Here is a 19,003-nt window from a genome sequence, read left to right as displayed (position 1 = left end):
TTAGGGTGCTACCTGAATAAAACGCACATAAAAGTGCTTTCAATCCTAGGGGGCTAAGATTAAAAATTTTAATGACATAATCGCCAAAAAAACAGTAAAATATAAAGGATAAATTCTCTAGATGTTACCTACGAAATACTTTCTATGCTTATGTTGCTAGCTTCAATGATTTTTGGAATGTCTTGATCTGAAATCTCTTTGTGAATATCCGCAAACTTCAAGAACTCTTGATATACTTCGTCAAGCTGAAGTTTTGTTAGCTCATATCCTACCAATTTGGCTCTATATGCCAAAGCCGCTCTACCGCTTCTAGCGGTAAGAACTATAGAAGATTCGTTGACTCCAACATCTGCAGGGTCAATTATTTCATAAGTCTCCCTATTCTTAATGACTCCATCTTGGTGAATACCGGAACTGTGGGCAAAAGCATTTGCTCCAACAATAGCTTTATTGGGCTGCACCATCATTCCCATTTTCTGGGAAACCATTTGGCTCGTGTCAAAAAGTAATTTGCTGTTGATATTCGTATCCAAGTTTAGACTAGGGTGTTGGCGTAAAATCATCACCACTTCTTCTAAAGAGGTATTTCCTGCACGCTCGCCAATACCGTTAATGGTACATTCTATTTGGCGGGCACCGTTTATTACCCCGGCAATTGAGTTTGCGGTAGCTAAACCTAAATCGTTATGACAGTGGCAAGAAAGGATTGCTTTATGAATTCCGGTTACATTTTCCTTAAGATATTTAATCTTAGCTCCGTATTCATCTGGTAAGCAATAGCCCGTTGTATCCGGTATATTTAAAACCGTAGCTCCGGCTTTTACAACAGCCTCACAGACCCTTGCTAAGAATTCGTTATCCGTACGGCCTGCATCTTCTGCGTAGAATTCAACATCTTCAACAAAAGTTTTTGCATAACTAACGGCATCAACAGCACGTTCTATTATAGCATCTCTGTTGGAGTTGAACTTGAATTTTATATGCGAATCAGAAGTTCCTATTCCTGTATGAATACGTGCTCTTTTAGCAGATTTAAGGGCTTCGGCAGCAACCTCAATATCTTTCCTTACCGCACGGGTAAGTCCACAAACAGTTGCGTTTTTAACGAGGTCAGATATTTGGCTTACAGATTTGAAATCACCAGGACTAGATATAGGAAAACCGGCTTCAATAATATCCACACCCAAATAGTCTAATCGTTCAGCGATCACCAATTTTTGTTCTGCATCTAATTTACAACCGGGTACCTGTTCCCCATCACGAAGCGTTGTATCAAAAATTTGTACCTTATCTTTACTCATTATATCTTGTAGTTTAGCTAACTTAGGAACTGCTTACAACTTTTTCTTTGTCTACAAATATCACATTTTGTACTGTTATATCAACATTTTTAATAACCTTAGCCTTGGCTTTTACTAAAATAGGATTGGGTTATAGTACAAAACCTATGTGTTAGGTTCTAAATAAAAAATAGCAATAAAGTTCAATACGAATATATAACCAATAGGGCGAACCACCTAGGGCCTGCTGAAAATAGTACAACGTTAAGCTGGTTTTTTGGTTATGTAATAAACTGATATTAAGTAAATTAAATAATATTTTTTACGATGACAAATGCGCATAGAGATGCTTTGTTCGTGCTGGTGAAATCTCTTTCAAAATCTGAAAAACGTCAATTCAAATTGTATGTAGGGCGCTTGGGGGTGAATACGGATGCTAAGTTTTTAGCATTGTTCAACCTTATGGATAAACTTAGAAAGTATGATGAGAAGGCAATTTTAGAGAGTGGTATCGTTAAAAAGGCACAATTGTCTAACCTAAAGGCGCATCTTTACAAGCAAATTTTAGTCAGTTTAAGACTAAATCCCGTCAACCAGAACATTCGGGTTCAGATAAGGGAGCAACTAGATTTTGCTACAATTCTTTACCAAAAAGGACTTTACAAACAAAGCTTAAAAATTTTGGATAAGGCAAAATCTACAGCCATAGAAAATGAGGAAAAGAATATAGCTTATGAGATTGTAGAGCTAGAGAAAATAATTGAAACACAATACATTACTCGTAGTATTCCTGATAGGGCAGATGAGTTGGCCATACAGGCCAAAGAGCTTTCTGCTCAGAATGTTATGACCAGTAAATTATCAAATCTTTCGTTACAACTTTATGGATTAATGCTTAAGGTGGGTTATGTTAGAAGTGATGAAGATTATATTAGGGTAAAGAATTATTTTGAAATCCATTTGCCCAAATACAAATTAAAAGATTTAGGGTTCAGGGAAAAACTTTGGTTATATAAGGCTCACCTTTGGTACAGCTTTTTAACTCAAGATTTTCTTTCATCCTACAAGTATGCCAGTAAATGGGTAGACCTTTTTTATGAGCACGAAGACCAGATACATTTAAACCCCGTTTTCTTCCTAAAAGGGAACCATTATTTGTTGGAGTCTATTTTTTATGTGAAATACAGTTCACACTTCAGAGAAGTTTTAGAACGACTAGAAGCGGTAGTGGAGAGTAAAGATTTCCCAAAGAACGATAATATTGCTTCTTTGGCATTTTTATATATAAATGCCAATAAATTGAACCTTCATTTTTTGGAAGGTACTTTTAACAAGGGTTTATATCTGGTTAAAATTATTGAGTATGGCATCAATAAGCATAAGGATAGAATAGATGCACACCATATTATGGTGCTGTACTATAAAATAGCTTGTTTATATTTTGGTATTGGTGACAATAAGACTTGCATTCAGTACTTGAAAAAAATAATAAACAACAAGAACTTAAAAATGCGTGAAGACCTCATGTGTTTTGCTCGGGTTTTAAGTTTGGTGGCGCACTATGAAGCCGGAATGGATTATCACCTAGAAATTCAATTAAAGAGTACGTATAAGTTTCTGTTGAAGATGAACGATCTTCATGCGGTTCAAAAGGAGATGATTAAATTTTTGAGAAACTTAGGGAATATTTTTCCGAACGAGCTTAAAAACGAGTTTCAAAAATTGCACACGGAGCTTAAGAAATACGAAGACCACCCTTACGAGAAAAGAGCTTTCCTGTATTTGGATATTATTTCTTGGTTAGAGAGTCACTTAGAGAACAGGCCCGTGGCAGATATTATTCGTGAAAAGGCTATGGCCGTAAAAAGATAACTTTTGGCTTCAAGTACATCGTTTAATCTGGGGGACTTTTTGGAAATTAATTTGGCAATGGTACTTTTAAGTACTTCCGGCCCATTGGGTAGATTTATAGAATTACCAGTGGCGGTAACTATTGGTATCCGATCTATAATAGCACTCATTTTATTGGTGCTCTACTGCCGTTTTAAAGGTATTTCTTTTGGTTTGAGCAGTAAGGATAAAGGGCCAATTATCATTAGTGGTTTTCTTATGGGCATACACTGGTTGGCCTATTTTGTAGCACTTCAAAAGTCTAATGTGGCCATAGGAATGCTATCCTTGTTTACCTATCCTGTTATCACTGCTTTTTTAGAGCCTTTATTTCTTAAAACAAAGTTTCAGAAAATGCATTTGCTTTTGGGGCTTTTGGTGCTTTGTGGTATTTATTTTCTGGTTCCGGATTTTAGTTTTGAAAACAGTTATACGGTAGCCATTGGGTTTGGAATATTTTCTGCACTTTGTTATGCTGCGCGAAATCTTATATTAAAAAAACAAGTGAGCAAGTACCAGGGTTCGGTTCTAATGGCATACCAAATGGCGATTATTTGCTGTATGCTTATTCCAGCTTTCTTTTATTACGATTTAGAGACAGTACCGAGCCAGTGGCAGGGTTTGTTAGGACTGGCGGTCGTAACCACGGTTTTTGGTCATACCATGTTCGTGAACTGTTTTAAGTATTTTTCCATTACCACAATTAGTATTTTGAGTAGTATCCAACCCGTTTATGGTATTTTAATTGGTGCTTTATTGCTCTCGGAAATTCCGGTTTGGTCTACCGTAGTAGGCGGATGTTTAATATTGACTTCGGTGATTGTGGAGAGTGTTCGGTCTTATCGGTGAATCTTTTTTTTCTCATGTGTTTAGATTTTCACAAGACAAATTTCATCATTGTTCATCAAAAATTAATTTAATTACCTTCATTGATACCCGGAGTAAACCCACCTCCTTGGTACTGATTAATTAACCCGTCACCTAACTTTTGAAACTCTTCGTTTTGGGCCATTTGGCGGACTTTTACCGGGTCAAAATCCCCATTAAAGTATAGGAAAGAACCGTTCTGGTTATTGTTGTTGTATATCAAGATTTCTTTTACGGCGTCCCGTTTTTCACGTATGCTTACTACGTTTCGTTTGAGCTCATCGTTCTTACGGTATACTTCTATAAATGAACTGCCTGTTATGCCGTTCATTTGTTTGTTGAGAAACTCTGTTTTGGTAGCTGTAGTACTGGGAAAAGACATGTAGCGCAAGTCTTTGGTGTTCCCTACTAGAGATTTCATTTCAGGAGATATACCGCTAATGAGCGAGAGCATAAAACGAGGTACACGTACCGCCGTAACATGGTCATCTTCTTTGTGGGCATCGTAAAAGGTATCTATTGAGTTGTAGGTACGGCAAGACGCAAGCAGTACAAGACTGCAAATGAATAGTGTTCTTTTAATCATGGTTGTGTGTTTATACAGTTAAATATACTGTTTTTAACAACAAGCGTTCCAAACTGGGTCTTCCGGCGGTGGGGCCACGATTTCTATAGGTTCTTTTCTTACGGGATGCACAAAGGAAAGACTGCGTGCGTGCAGATGTATGCTCGCATTGGGATTGCTTCGGTCAAAACCATATTTTAAATCCCCTTTTATAGGGCAGCCAATAGCCGATAATTGTGCTCTTATTTGATGATGACGCCCGGTGTGTAAATCAATTTCAAGTAGATAATAACGATCCAGTTTTTTAATCACCTTGTAATCTAAAATCGCTTTTTTACTATCGGATACTTCTTTGGTATGCGCGTACGATTTATTTTGTTTATTGTTCCGTTTTAACCAATGCGTAAGGGTATCGGCGTTCTTTTTTGGTTTATTTTTTACAATGGCCCAATACGTTTTTTGGGCTTCTTTTTCAGCGAACAGCTTATTAAGGCGTGGTAACGCTTTTGAAGTTTTTGAAAAAACCACGATGCCGGAAGTGGGTCTGTCCAAACGGTGGGCAACACCTAAATACACGTTTCCGGGTTTGTTGTATTTTTCTTTGATGTAAAGTTTAACAACTTCGCTCAAAGGCATATCTCCTGTTTTATCACCTTGAACAATATCTCCAGGTCGCTTATTAATAGCGATTAGGTGATTGTCCTCAAACAAAACCAAGAGATTATTAGGATTAGAAAGTACCTTTTGGGCCACTAGAGCAAGGTTTTAAGATGAAATTAATACTGCTCGTCGTCGTTGGGGAAATCTTGGCTTTTTACATCTGTAACATATTGAGAAATAGCAGAACCCATTTCTTCATAAAGGTTCATGTAACGGCGTAAAAACCTTGGGTTGAATTCGTGTGTCATTCCTAATAGATCATGAATAACAAGCACTTGCCCGTCTGCATGTTTTCCTCCACCAATACCAATAGTAGGAATAGAAATACTTTCCGAAACTTTTTTAGTCAAATCTGCTGGGATTTTTTCCAACACAATGGCAAAACAACCCAGTTTTTCTAGGAGTTTGGCATCTTCAATCAGTTTTTTTGCCTCCTCTTCTTCTTTGGCGCGAACCGTATAGGTGCCAAATTTGTAAATAGATTGTGGCGTAAGTCCCAAATGCCCCATAACCGGGATACCGGCATTCAATATTCTTTTAACGGATTCTTTAATTTCCACGCCGCCTTCCAATTTTACGGCATGCGCACCGCTTTCTTTCATGATTCTAATAGCGGAGCGGAGTGCTTCTTTAGGATCGCTCTGGTAGCTCCCGAAAGGGATATCTACTACCACCAAAGCTCTTTCTACTGCGCGGATAACAGAAGTGGCATGGTAAATCATCTGGTCCAGTGTAATGGGCAAGGTAGTTTCATGCCCGGCCATAACGTTACTGGCAGAGTCTCCTACAAGAATAACATCAACATTGGCGGAGTCAACAATTTTGGCCATGGAATAATCATAAGCGGTGAGCATAGATATCTTTTCGCCATGTTTTTTCATGTCCACTAGAGACTTGACCGTTACTCTTTTGTATTCTTTCTTTGCCGTTGACATAATAGTTTTGTTTTGGAGGGATAAATGTAAGGAAAATGTTGGGTTTACGGGCTAGACGGACAATGCTTCTAAGTTATGACGGTCCCATAAATTTTAAAGTACTCGTTTTAAGCCGAATATTCACTAAGTTTGATAAAAATCGAATACTATGAAATGCTTATTCACCCTACTATTCGGCTTTCTTACCATTGGGATTTCTGCTCAGAATACGGAAGAATTGGCCGTTCAGAAAACCATTGAAGCCTTTTTCAATGGGTTTCATCAACAAGATTCCCTTCTCATAAAAGAGACGGTGTCCAAAGATGTTGTCATGCAAACCATTGCTCAGGACGAAGCTGGAAATCCTTTAGTGAAGACGGAAGAGTTCTCAGGCTTTCTTAAATCTATTGTAGGTATACCAGAAACCACAAAGTTTGAAGAAATACTAAATAGTTTTACCGTTCAAATAGACGGACCCATGGCTCATGCTTGGACGCCTTATACTTTTATGATAAACGATACTTTTCATCACTGTGGCGTGAATTCGTTTCAATTGGTCAAAGATGTCCAGAAAAAATGGCAAATTGTCTACCTTATCGATACAAGAAGAACAGAAGGTTGTGATGAGGCAAAATAAAAAGACGGATTGTAAAACCCGCCTTTTAAATTAAAATTTCTCTACACCTTAAAACCATCACGATAGGTTCTGCCAACAAATTGGTTGGCCTCCTCTAAATTGGTGATGCGCATGTTTTCGCCATCCCACAATAATTTCTTGCGGGCATAGAAATCCATTTTTCCGTTGCTGTCTTCTATTTACATGATTAGGAGAGCAAATTGGTCACATAGCAGTTAATATATGTATGATCGTACATAATATAGTACGAAGTATACATTTCGATATTTAAGAAAAGCTTCTTTAATTATATTTAAATCACGGGAGACGGAACAACCATAGTTTGATATACTTATTCCTGCCTATTGATTCACCAATGGTTTGTTCTCTGATATAAACACTTAAAATGTATGTAATGAAAACTTTGAAATTTTTAAAATTTGCTCTTTGTCTATTGATTCCGATGTTTGTGGTGGTAAGCTGTAATGATGAGGAGGATTTATATAATTATTTAGATGATGGCACTCTGCCTCGGGGCAGTCTTGCTATCCAAGCTTTTGTAAAAGATGAGATTACCATCAGTCTTACCGCGAAGGGCCTTACACTGGAAGAAATTCTGAACGATACACAAGTCAGTGTAAAAGATCTGGAGGGGAATGATGTATTGGATGAAAATTATTTGGATTTACCGGTTTCCATAAGTTTGCCGGTAGGTGAGTACCGTTTGTTCATGGAACGGAAAGGAGAAGAAAAACCTAATTTTAATGACCCATCGTATGTAAATACGGAATTTTATTCTGGAGGAGAGGGTTTTTCTATAAATGAAGGAGATGAAACCGAGGTTAATGTCGATATGGTTCTTAATCACATTAAAGTCATTGTAGAATTTTCAGATGAAATTTTGGACGTATACCCGGACATTGTAGCGGATGTTTTTGATCCAGACCCAGTCGATGCTACTGGAGAGGCGGAAAAACTAAGCTGGACTGTTGAAGAAAATAAATCTTCAGGATATATCTATATCGATAATTTTAATTCTGAGCTGAAGTTGTCTATCCATGCAACAGAGAGTACAGGTGAAGTGGTTACCTCGACCAGCACGTTCTCGGGAGCTTCTTTTAATCAAAAATATCATTTTTTCATTGGTTTAAGTCAACAAAATGATGTAGCCGATTTTTCAATTCACCCAGAATTAACCAAGGAAGAAATAATTGAGGAATTAATTTCGTTTCCGTTGAACGTATTATCGTGTGAGGGTTCCAGTATGTCCGATTATGAAATTTTAAAAAAACTATCCGAAGCCAATATTTATGAAGAAAACTATTCTATCTTACCTTGGGACCTTACGGATACTAGTATGTTAAGCTGGAGTGGAGTTACATTAGATAGTGAGGGACGAGTTATCGAATTGGATATCTCTGGTTTGGATAATGGACTTAGTTTTATTCCTGACTTTTGGCAATTATGTAAATTGAAACATTTGAGAATAGAAGAGTTTAGTGATGAAGCATCATTATCGGGTATTGGTCAACTTGTCAATTTGGAGTCTTTAGCATTTGGGGAAAGCAATATAGATACCCTTCCTTCAGATATAGGACAACTAAAAAATCTTAAGAGTCTAATAATCGGGGAATGTGTATTTTATGATGTTCCTACCGAAATTGGTCAATTGATCAAGTTAGAAACCCTAATACTTTATGCTACATTCATAGAGGCACTACCACCTGAAATAGGAGATTTACATAATCTTAAAAAGTTAACTTTGAGTAGAAATAGTTTTGGTGAAAATCTTATTCCCGTTGAAATAGGAAATTTGCAAAGTCTCGAAGAATTGGAGTTATATAGTAATGGTAATACATTTACTACTATACCCACTGAAATTGGGCAACTGGCAAATTTGAAGAGATTGGATTTAAGCGAAAACGGTCTGACCTCCATACCTACCGAGTTAGGGCAACTATCGAACCTGGTTTTTATGGATTTACGTAGCAACCCTGTCATAAATATTCCTCAAGCAGTTTGTGATTTAGATGATGCAGATACGGAAATACACCTTGACGATGGTAGTTTCTCTCCTGCGGATGTATGTAATTAAAAGCTTATTAAGATAAAATAAATAGCCCCAATTTATAAAATTGGGGCTATTATATAGTTAGTAATTTAGAGAGATAAATTTAATATAATATAAATTGAGCACCATATAGGATGGCATGTCTATTACACCTTAAAACCATCACGATAGGTTCGGCCAACAAACTGGTTGGCATCTTCTAAATTGGTAATTCGCATATTTTCTCCATCCCACAATAACTTCTTACGGGCATAGAAATCCATCTTTCCTTCGCTATCTTCTTTTCGTAATAAATAGCTTCTAATAGCCAAATTACCCATCAGTACCGTTTCTGTCATTGGGCCGGCATAATCGAAAGAGGAAGTTAAACCTTTATGTTCTTCACTACCAAAACCGGCTTTACAAGCATCTACCCATTTACGTTGGTGGCCGTATTCCGGCTCATCGTTAGGCTCCGTTTCCGGGCCAAAATCGGTTGTGCCATCGTTGAGATATAATTTGGGGGTAAGCGGACTACTATCATTAATATTGGTGGAGATGATTCCTTTTTCACCAATAATTAGGACACCATTGTAACTTCCCGGACCACCAATATCATTGTTCGCAGGGATAATATCTGGATGCGAAGGTCTAATGCCTCCATCGTTCCAGGTCATTTCAATTGGAGTTTTAGTTTTTTCCGTCGCATCAAAATGAAGCGTAATGAACGAGGAAGCTGGGCAACCTTCCGGGTGATAATCGGCATTCCACATTTGGGAATAGACGGAACTTACGCTAGCTTCGGCATCGGTAGGATATTTTAATCCCAACGTACGGAATGGAATATCTATCAAATGACAACCAACATCACCTAATGCTCCAGTTCCATAATCCCACCAGCCTCTCCAGCTAAAAGGGTGTAGGTTCGGTGTGTACGGTTTGTCTGGTGCGGGTCCTAACCAAAGATTCCAATCTAGGCTCTCCGGTTTCAAACTGGGGTCAGCTGGTTGCATAGCACCACCTTGTGGCCATACAGGGCGATTGGTCCATACCTGAACTTTAGAGACGGCACCAATAGCATCATCGTCAATCCATTTTTGGACCATGCCCAAAAGGGGATTTGAGCCTCCTTGATTTCCCATTTGACTTACAATTTTATTGTTTCGGGCCATTTGAGTAAGAATTCGAGCTTCACGAATGTTGTGGGTCATGGGTTTCTGTACATATACATGAATACCTCTCTCCATAGCATATTTTGCGGCTGGGCCGTGTATGTGGTCAGGAGTTGAAATGGTTACCGCGTCAATACCTTTTTCCTTATCCAGCATTTCCCTATAATCGGCATACAATTTAGCTTTTGGAAAATTCTCGATTGATTTTTTTGCAGAACCGGCAAAGTCAACATCACAAAGTGCTGCTACTTTTTCGCGTCCGTTTACAGAAGCATTAAAAATGTCACTACTTCCTTTGCCACCGGCACCAATAGCAGCTAGATTTAAACGGTCGCTAGGGGCTAAATAGCCAGCGCCACCTAATACATGTCTGGGGACGATAAAAATTGAGGAAGCAATAGCTCCCTTTTTAATGAATGATCTTCTTGATGTTGTTGAGGAGTTTTTTTTTTCTTTCATTAGATTGTTCCTTTGGTTTTAAGTTGTGAATGGTGTTTAAAGTTACTTAAAAATTAAAGACATAAAATAAAAGTTAAACTCTGTTTGCAGTGTTGTGATTGCTTAAAGAAATTCATGTGTAAACGTTATGTATTCCCTATATTTATCAATTGGAAAAATTTAAGAATAAGAATATGGGATTGAAATTGTATTCGGCCATGGCAGGTGTTATGCTTATGGCAATGGGTTTAAATGCACAGGAGGTAAAATCTTTAGAAGGAAAGTGGGATTTGGTCATTCAAAAAGACGGTGAAGAATTACCGTCTTGGTTAGAAGTTAAACATTCCGGCACCAATACTTTGGTAGGTCAGTTTGTTTATGCCTTTGGTAGTGCCAGGCCTATTGCTGAAATAGAAGTGAAAAACGATATTTTTACTTTTAGTATACCCAAACAATGGGAGCCGGATGGAACTGATATGACCTTTACCGGTTCTTTAGATGGCGAGGAACTGAAAGGAACCATGATTTACACAGATGGTAAACCGTATAGCTGGACGGCCGTGAGGACTCCCAAGCTAGAGTATGTTGAAAAAGCAAAATGGGGTAAAACTAAGGACCTTTTTAACGGGAAGGATTTAAATGGATGGAAAGCCATGGGTGAAAACCAATGGGTGATTGAAGATGGTGTTCTTTCCAGTCCAAAGTCTGGAGCCAATTTGGTTACAGAGGAAAAGTTTAAAGACTTTAAATTGCATGTAGAATTTAAAGTGCCACCAGGGAGTAACAGTGGAGTTTATCTAAGAGGTCGCTATGAAGTGCAGATTACAGATGATAAAGGTTCTGATCCATCTAGTGTTTTGTTTGGGGGTATCTACGGATTTTTAACACCAAATGAAATGGCGGCTAACGATGCTAGTGAATGGCAGGAATATGATATTACGTTAATTGGCCGTCGTGTGACTATTGTTGCTAATGGAAAAACAATTATTAATGACCAAAACATACCGGGAATTACTGGAGGTGCATTAGATAGTAACGAAGGAGAGCCGGGGCCGTTTTTGATTCAAGGGGATCACGGCCCTATTAAGTTTAGGAAATTTGAAGTGACGCCACGAATAGAGTAGAGGTGGATTGATACTATTTAAAAAACGCTCACTGTTCCACAAACAGTGAGCGTTTTTTGTTTATTACCATTTTATATCCTCAGTATGAATTAGAGGTTTTCGTTCTGTTGGAATAATTGAATTTAAATCAAACTCATTGACTTGGTGAATGGCCTCGTCAAAAGTAAAGTTGCATTTGGTTTCTATCTCGGCAGGTGCTACTTCGTATGTTTTAAAAGCCTCTAAATCTAGAAAAGATAACCGGGTTAAATCCTGGGTAAGGATAAAAGATTTTGTTTTGAGCGCACCGTTTTCTTCGTAGAGGACAGTTTTGTAAAATTCTGTTGGAATCTTATAACCTCTATATAGGCGGTCGTCTTCATGAAAGATACATCCGCCAATAATACTGACACGAGACCGGTCCATGTCTATTTGGTCGTAAAGCGAGTTTTCTAATTTTCCCCAAACACCTCCTTTTCCGCTTTGGTTGAAACTATCCATTTGTGGAGCAATGTTAGTGAAAACAAAAGAATCTGAATTTGCTTTTTTTGCTTCGTCATAATCGCCCCAATTCAAATCTACACGTCTGGCTAGGTGCCCACGGTCTAACGGATTGCTTTTATACAATTGATTCCCGGCCTGACTTTCAGATGGTATTCTAGCGTCCTCAAAAAAACCGACACCCTTTCTAGGAATGCGCTTAAGGTTGCGTCCATCTATATTCCATGCTACCCAAATGGCAAATTTTGTCTTATTGCTAAGTGCAATTGAAAAATGGGTGTAATCTATAATTTCGGAGCCTTCCAATAGAAAAGCATCATCCAAATTATTTAAAGTAGGAACCTGTATCTCGGTACTTAAAAATTCAGTATCAAATGCCATGAGAGGTTTTTTGTATTGTTAATGTTACCATGTCAAAAATGCGAAACATAGCAATACGGTTGCTGTTAGCTATTTTAAATTAAGATTATTTTTTAGGCCGAAAATACTCGTCTTAATGCTGATTACGCATTTTTGAGTTTAGAGTTGTTGATGTTTATTTCCTCTGTAATCGCATCCCAAAGTTCAATTCTTTTGACCAATGCTTCTTTGGCAACGGTTAAGGTTTCTTGCCATTTAACATCGTCATCGCCACAAAGTTCGGATACCATTTGAAGTGAAAGCGGACCGTGTTCATCCCCGTCCAATTCAATATGTCTCTCTAGGTAATAAACAAACTTGTTGTACTGTTGCTCATTTCCATCGGCACTTTTAAGCACTTCCATAAACATATCAGGTATAACATCTTCACGTCCAAAAGTAAATGCAGAAGCTACTAGATGAGGTTTTTGGGTGACAATGATTTCAAAAGAAAAGCGAACAAAGTCCGCCACTTTTTTAGAAATGTCAGTTGCTGTTAAAGCAGAGTCAACTGTTTTACCTTCAATCAAAAGATTAATAAACTTGTCAATTTTGGAGGTATCTGCACCTAATTGATGCATGGCTTCCAAGTACATTTCAAAATGACTTTTAGGCTCGTTTAATTCGTTAATATCACTTTCTTCACCGTGCACAATTTCATTGATGAAACGAGCAAGAATTGGATTTTTGCTAGGAATCCAAGGGATGCTAACATTTGTTAAGGAAATTTGTAGCGACTTTAAAAGTGACATGAAATCCCAAACTGCAAAGGCATGATTTTCCGTGAAAACCCTTATGTCATCTATGCTGTTGAGATTTTTATATAGTGGGTGGTTTTGAAGTTGATCTCTTAAGCCTTGTATTTCATTTTCGACCTGTTCTATCCTTTTCATTTATTTCTCTATTTGGGGAACTATTTTGTTTCAGTTGATTGCAATATAATATTTTGAAGTATTTAACTACAATAATTGTTGTATTATATTAATTAAAATATTGACGTTATCTAATGCGCAACATATTTGAGACCGACAATTGAACCAATTAGTGTAATGATAAAGAAAACCCTCCAAAAGTTGGCGGGGTCCTTAAAGACCAAAATACCCAATAATACGGTGCCAACGGCTCCAATACCCGTCCAGACTGCATAAGCCGTGCCAATAGGTAGTGTTTGGACTGCTTTTATTAACAGAAGAAAGCTAATGGTAGAGCAAATAAGAAAACCACCGTACCATAAGTACATGTCCGTTCCGGTTGTCTCTTTAGCTTTTGCCAGACAGAAAGCAAAGGCTACTTCAAACAGCCCTGCAATGATAAGCATGATCCAATTCATAAATTATTCGTTTTTACAAGGGAGTATATCTAAATATTTCTCTTTCATTAAATATGAGAAATTACATTTAGCATTTCAGATTTTATAATATCAATATCCGACGCACTTGTACGCCAGTTTACAAAAGAGGCTCTTATGCCAAAGGTATTTTTATATTTTGTAGGAGTCATATATACTAATTCAGATTTATTTAAAGCATTTAAAAAAGAATAAACCTTAGCTTGGCTAGTATCTGATTTGAGAGTGAAACAGACATTGTTTAGCCGCGTTGGCGCAAGAAGTTCAAAGGAATCGTTTTCTTCTATGAAATTGCTAAAAAGTTGAGCCATGTCAACCGCATTTTCTACAATATATCTATATCCTTTTTTACCATATGCCGTAAGAGAAAACCAGGCAGGTAGGGCTCTTAGTCGCCTTGAATTTTCCGGTAAAAAATTGAGATAATTAAAATTTTCTGATGGGTCACCTAAGTAAGGGGCATTGGAGTTTTGAAAAGTTTCCATTTGTAACTTGCTATGCTGTTTCTTTACAAAGAAAACTGCACTGTCATAAGGAACATTTAACCATTTATGACAGTCTACGGTAATACTATCTGCTTTGTCCCAACCTTCCGTTAGATGGTCGTACTTTGGTGAACAAGCGGCAAATCCGCCAAAAGCCCCATCAATATGCCACCAAAAATTATAGTGTTCTTTGAGCTCGGCTATAGCTTTGAAATCGTCAAAATCAGCTGTGTTTACGGTGCCGGCACTAGAGATTAGAATAAACGGATCTCCGTTAAGAATCTCAATATTTTTCTTAAGGTCTTGTATGTCTATCGCTTCACGATTACCTTTTATGGTTTCTATTAAAGTATAGTTTTTGCTGCCAATCCCTAACATAGAAAGGCATTTTAAAGCAGATGAGTGTGGGGTGGCCGATAGAATATTCAGCTTCCCATTTATTCCGTCCTTCGCAAAATCCTGGCCCATTTCTTTTCCTATCCACTGCCGGGCTACTCCTAAGCAGGTAAAATTTGACATTGTAGCACCAGAAACAAATCCGCCTAAAAAATCATTGGGCAATTGAAATAAATCTAACATTAATTGTATGGCAGCATGTTCAATTTGTACCGAAACATCTCCTTGCGAATTTACCGTTTGAGGATTTTGGTCATAAATTGTGGCAAGCCAATCGCCCATGATGGATGCTGGTGTAGTACCGCCCACTACATACCCCAAGTATCTTGGGCCGGAAGCCCCAACAATTTGGCTTTCCCATTTTTCTTTGAATTGTGCCAGTGTTTCCTGTCCACCAATGCCTTCTTCATTAAGGTTCTCATTAGTAATGGGTGGAACAGTTGTAGAAGTCTTTCTTTTATCTAAGTGCTGTAAATATTCAATACCCTTAAGTTTTGCCTTTTCAAGTAACGTTTCAAAATTGATTAGGTCTTCTTTTAAAAAATGCTCCATTTTGAGGTGTAATTATATATCAAAAGTACGCTGACTTAATTTATTTAAAGATGTGGAATGGAAGAAAATACTGTGCCATTAACAGTCACTCATATTAATACCGATTGCTAGTCCACCTTCCGAAGTTTCCTTATACTTGGAGCTCATGTCTTTAGCCGTATTCCACATGGTTTCTACAACCTTGTCCAAAGGCACCTTGGCATCGTTTGGGTCTGAGCCTAAAGCTAGTTCTGCCGCATTGATCGCCTTTATGGCACCCATACTATTGCGTTCTATACAGGGAATTTGTACAAGTCCGCCAATTGGGTCGCACGTGAGTCCTAGGTGATGTTCCATAGCAATTTCTGCAGCCATCAGTACTTGTTCAGGTGTACCGCCCAGCAGCTCGGTAAGAGCGCCGGCCGCCATAGCGCTAGACACACCAATTTCTGCTTGGCAACCACCCATGGCTGCGGAGATAGTGGCGCCCTTTTTAAAGATGCTACCTATTTCGCCAGCAACGAAAAGAAATTTTTTAATGTGCTCAAAATCGGCCTCGTGGTTTTCAATTACTAAATAGTACATGAGCACGGCAGGAATAACTCCGGCACTACCATTTGTGGGAGCGGTTACCACACGGCCCAAAGAAGCGTTCACCTCGTTAACGGCAAGAGCAAAACAACTGACCCATTTTAAAATCTGGCGAAATTTTACCTCGGTATTCCGTATGGTGGTCAACCAAGTTTCGGGAGAATCGTAGCTGGTAGAATTGCCTAAAAGGTTTTTGTTGAGTTCAAAGGCGCGACGGGTAACATTCAATCCGCCAGGGAGTTTACCTTCTGTATGACATCCAATATACATACATTCTAACATAGTGTTCCAAATGTGATGCAGCTTCTGGTCTATTTCGGAATCTGAGCGTAACGAACGTTCGTTTTCAAGGACTATCTCAGAAATACACTTGTTTTCACTTTTGCAATAGGCTAATAGTTCCGTTCCTTTTTGAATAGGATAGGGAAAACTGTCAAAAGTAGCGATGTTACGTTTGGCATTCTTCCGTTCTTTAACAACAACAAAACCGCCACCAATAGAGTAGTAGGTATGCTTTTTAGTCTTTCCGGATTTTAAGATGGCTTCAAATTGTAGTCCGTTGGCGTGAAACTCTAAAAACTTCTTATGGAATAGAATATCATTCTCTGGGTTAAAAGGAATGGATAAAGAATTTCCAAAGTTCAAAACATGGTTTTCTTTAATATCCGCAACAATAGAGTGTATGTGCTCAACAGGAATTTCAACAGGGTCGGTACCGGAAAGCCCTAACATAACGGCATAATCCGTAGCATGGCCTTTGCCTGTCAATGATAAAGAGCCGTACATGTGCACCCTAATACGGGTTACTTCATTAAAAAGTCCAGAACTCTTAAGCTCGGCAATCCATCGTTCAGCGGCACGCCATGGTCCTAAGGTGTGAGAACTGGAAGGACCTACACCAATCTTAAGCATATCAAAAATACTAATAGATTCCATCATAAGCTATAAACTCAATTATGATATAAAGATAGATAAAGCATACTTCTGGCAAAGTCAAAAAGTAAGCTGTAGAAAAACCTATATTTTCAATCTTGTTCATCAAAGTCTCAGGGAAGAAGGTTCCGTTTTTATGCCTATTTCTATAAAGTTGTCGCTTTTTGTATTGAAAAGGAGTGTTTATGGCGTGTTCTTAGCTGCCTGTATATATAGAAATGACATCATGTCAGGTTGCCATTGGTTGGCATATTGTTTGACAATTAGTAATCGATTATAAAAATTAGCACTAATAATTAAAACATATAACATGAGTAAAATTATAGGTATTGACTTGGGTACTACCAACTCCTGTGTTTCCGTTATGGAAGGTAACGAACCGGTAGTGATCCCTAATGCAGAAGGAAAAAGAACAACACCCTCTGTAATTGCATTTGTAGAAGGTGGTGAGATTAAAGTTGGTGATCCGGCAAAGAGACAGGCGGTAACTAACCCTAATAACACTATATATTCTATTAAGCGTTTTATGGGAAACAAATTTTCAGAGTCTAGTAAAGAAGCTGAAAGAGTACCTTATAAAGTAGTAAAAGGTGATAATGACACGCCACGTGTAGATATTGACGGTCGTTTGTATTCACCACAAGAGCTTTCTGCAATGATTCTTCAAAAAATGAAGAAAACTGCAGAAGATTATTTAGGACAAGATGTTAGCCGTGCAGTAATTACTGTACCAGCTTACTTTAACGATGCACAGCGTCAAGCAACCAAAGAAGCAGGTGAGATAGCAGGTCTTACTGTAGAAAGAATTATAAATGAGCCTACCGCTGCTTCTTTAGCTTACGGTATGGACAAGAAAGATACAGATCAGAAAATAGTTGTTTTTGACTTTGGTGGTGGTACACATGATGTGTCTATCTTAGAGTTGGGTGACGGTGTTTTTGAAGTATTATCAACAGATGGTGATACACACTTAGGTGGTGATGACGTTGACCAGAAAATCATTGATTGGTTGGCAGATGAGTTCAATAACGATGAAAGCATCGACTTACGTAAAGATGCTATGGCATTGCAACGTTTGCGTGAGGCTGCTGAGAAAGCAAAAATTGAATTGTCTTCTTCAGCACAAACGGAAATTAACTTACCGTATGTAACGGCTACCGCTTCAGGACCTAAGCATTTGGTTCGTACACTTACTAGAGCCAAGTTTGAGCAATTGATTGAAGATTTAGTAAAACGTACTATTGAGCCTTGCCAGACTGCTCTTAAAGCGGCTGGACTTTCTAAGAGTGATATTGATGAAATTATCTTAGTAGGTGGTTCAACAAGAATACCAGCTGTTGTTGAAGCTGTTGAGAAATTCTTTGGTAAAAAACCTTCTAAAGGGGTTAACCCAGATGAGGTTGTAGCCATTGGAGCAGGTATTCAAGGTGGTGTTCTTACAGGTGATGTAAAAGACGTATTGTTATTAGACGTTACGCCTTTATCTCTAGGTATTGAAACTATGGGTAGTGTAATGACAAAGTTGATTGAAGCGAATACTACGATTCCTACCAAGAAATCACAAGTATTCTCTACAGCAGCAGATAATCAGCCATCAGTTGAGATTCACGTATTACAAGGTGAGCGCCCAATGGCAACTGATAATAAGACAATCGGTCGTTTCCACTTAGATGGTATTCCACCAGCACAAAGAGGTACTCCTCAAATTGAAGTAACCTTTGATATTGATGCGAATGGTATCATTAAAGTTTCTGCAACAGATAAAGCAACGAATAAAACGCAAGACATAAGAATTGAAGCTTCTTCAGGTTTAACAGAAGAAGAAATTCAAAAAATGAAAGCAGAAGCAGAAGCTAATGCTGAATCTGATAAGAAAGCGAAAGAGACTGCTGATAAGTTGAATGAAGCTGACGGAATGATCTTTCAAACGGAAAAGCAATTGAAAGAGTTTGGCGATAAATTATCTGAAGATAAGAAAAAGCCAGTTGAAGAAGCGTTAACCGAATTGAAAGCGGCATACGAGTCTAAAGACCTAGCGGTTATATCTCCAGCTTTAGATAAAATCAATGAAGCTTGGAAGGTTGCATCTGAAGAAATGTACAAAGCACAAGCTGAAGCGCAACAAAATGGTGCGGCTCCTGAAGGTGATACTGCTTCTGCAGAAGAGCCAACAGAAGGTGATAACGTTGAAGATGTAGACTTCGAAGAAGTTAAGTAAACATAGGCGCTTAGCGCTATAAATAATTAAGACCCGCTCAATTTCT

16 protein-coding genes are annotated in these 19,003 nt (G+C 38.2%); 6 read left to right on the top strand and 10 right to left on the bottom strand.

The annotated features are described in order from the left end of the window. Positions 1–128: 128 nt before the first annotated feature. The gene (locus tag IWC72_RS18430) at positions 129–1,301 is read right to left on the bottom strand and encodes a 2-isopropylmalate synthase (RefSeq protein WP_194527643.1); all 1,173 of its coding nucleotides are present in this window, start codon (positions 1,299–1,301) and stop codon (positions 129–131) included. 306 nt (positions 1,302–1,607) lie between these two features. Between IWC72_RS18430 and IWC72_RS18425 the strand changes: the two genes are divergently transcribed. Next, a complete protein-coding gene (locus IWC72_RS18425) occupies positions 1,608–3,152 on the top strand; it encodes a hypothetical protein (protein ID WP_194527642.1) in 1,545 nt (514 codons plus the stop codon). A 3-nt stretch (positions 3,153–3,155) separates the two neighbouring features. After that, positions 3,156–4,019 (top strand): DMT family transporter, encoded by an 864-nt coding sequence (locus IWC72_RS18420; RefSeq protein ID WP_226979633.1) that lies wholly within the window; start codon positions 3,156–3,158, stop codon positions 4,017–4,019. Positions 4,020–4,086: 67 nt separating this feature from the next. Here IWC72_RS18420 and IWC72_RS18415 read toward each other — a convergent pair whose 3' ends face one another. The 3 genes from IWC72_RS18415 to panB are packed head-to-tail and all read right to left on the bottom strand — an operon-like array spanning position 4,087 to position 6,197. Further along, on the bottom strand, positions 4,087–4,623 hold the full coding sequence (locus IWC72_RS18415) for a DUF4252 domain-containing protein (RefSeq protein ID WP_194530807.1): 537 nt from the start codon (positions 4,621–4,623) through the stop codon (positions 4,087–4,089). 33 nt (positions 4,624–4,656) lie between these two features. Further along, complete coding sequence (locus IWC72_RS18410; RefSeq protein WP_194527640.1) at positions 4,657–5,355, bottom strand: RluA family pseudouridine synthase; 699 nt, start codon at positions 5,353–5,355, stop codon at positions 4,657–4,659. Positions 5,356–5,378: 23 nt separating this feature from the next. Next, positions 5,379–6,197: a 3-methyl-2-oxobutanoate hydroxymethyltransferase gene (gene panB / locus IWC72_RS18405; RefSeq protein WP_194527639.1), complete on the bottom strand. Its 819-nt coding sequence runs from the start codon at positions 6,195–6,197 to the stop codon at positions 5,379–5,381. A 148-nt stretch (positions 6,198–6,345) separates the two neighbouring features. Between panB and IWC72_RS18400 the strand changes: the two genes are divergently transcribed. Next, on the top strand, positions 6,346–6,813 hold the full coding sequence (locus IWC72_RS18400; RefSeq protein WP_194530806.1) for a nuclear transport factor 2 family protein: 468 nt from the start codon (positions 6,346–6,348) through the stop codon (positions 6,811–6,813). A gap of 394 nt (positions 6,814–7,207) precedes the next feature. Beyond that, positions 7,208–8,887, top strand: coding sequence for a leucine-rich repeat domain-containing protein (locus IWC72_RS18395; RefSeq protein WP_194530805.1), 1,680 nt, complete (start codon positions 7,208–7,210; stop codon positions 8,885–8,887). 122 nt (positions 8,888–9,009) lie between these two features. Here the strand turns inward: IWC72_RS18395 and IWC72_RS18390 are convergent, their stop codons facing one another. Further along, the gene (locus IWC72_RS18390) at positions 9,010–10,473 is read right to left on the bottom strand and encodes a Gfo/Idh/MocA family protein (RefSeq protein WP_194530804.1); all 1,464 of its coding nucleotides are present in this window, start codon (positions 10,471–10,473) and stop codon (positions 9,010–9,012) included. 173 nt (positions 10,474–10,646) lie between these two features. Here IWC72_RS18390 and IWC72_RS18385 point away from each other — a divergent pair, with 173 nt between their 5' ends. Beyond that, positions 10,647–11,576, top strand: coding sequence for a 3-keto-disaccharide hydrolase (locus IWC72_RS18385; RefSeq protein WP_194530803.1), 930 nt, complete (start codon positions 10,647–10,649; stop codon positions 11,574–11,576). 63 nt (positions 11,577–11,639) lie between these two features. Here the strand turns inward: IWC72_RS18385 and IWC72_RS18380 are convergent, their stop codons facing one another. The 5 genes from IWC72_RS18380 to IWC72_RS18360 all read right to left on the bottom strand — a co-directional run bounded on the left by IWC72_RS18380 (position 11,640) and on the right by IWC72_RS18360 (position 16,742). Then, the gene (locus IWC72_RS18380) at positions 11,640–12,437 is read right to left on the bottom strand and encodes a DNA/RNA non-specific endonuclease (protein WP_194527635.1); all 798 of its coding nucleotides are present in this window, start codon (positions 12,435–12,437) and stop codon (positions 11,640–11,642) included. A 122-nt stretch (positions 12,438–12,559) separates the two neighbouring features. Continuing rightward, positions 12,560–13,348: a DUF3050 domain-containing protein gene (locus tag IWC72_RS18375; protein ID WP_194530802.1), complete on the bottom strand. Its 789-nt coding sequence runs from the start codon at positions 13,346–13,348 to the stop codon at positions 12,560–12,562. A gap of 110 nt (positions 13,349–13,458) precedes the next feature. After that, positions 13,459–13,785, bottom strand: a complete 327-nt coding sequence (locus IWC72_RS18370) for a DMT family transporter (protein WP_194527633.1) — start codon at positions 13,783–13,785, stop codon at positions 13,459–13,461. A gap of 47 nt (positions 13,786–13,832) precedes the next feature. After that, on the bottom strand, positions 13,833–15,236 hold the full coding sequence (locus IWC72_RS18365; RefSeq protein WP_194530801.1) for a pyridoxal phosphate-dependent decarboxylase family protein: 1,404 nt from the start codon (positions 15,234–15,236) through the stop codon (positions 13,833–13,835). A gap of 78 nt (positions 15,237–15,314) precedes the next feature. Beyond that, entirely contained in the window at positions 15,315–16,742 is a 1,428-nt protein-coding gene (locus IWC72_RS18360; RefSeq protein ID WP_194531192.1) for an L-serine ammonia-lyase, read from the bottom strand. A 307-nt stretch (positions 16,743–17,049) separates the two neighbouring features. Between IWC72_RS18360 and dnaK the strand changes: the two genes are divergently transcribed. Next, entirely contained in the window at positions 17,050–18,957 is a 1,908-nt protein-coding gene (gene dnaK, locus IWC72_RS18355) for a molecular chaperone DnaK (RefSeq protein ID WP_194530800.1), read from the top strand. Positions 18,958–19,003 lie beyond the last annotated feature (46 nt).

This window comes from Zobellia roscoffensis (assembly GCF_015330165.1).
Lineage (GTDB): Bacteria > Bacteroidota > Bacteroidia > Flavobacteriales > Flavobacteriaceae > Zobellia > Zobellia roscoffensis.
This window is presented reverse-complemented; position numbering and strand designations above follow the sequence as displayed.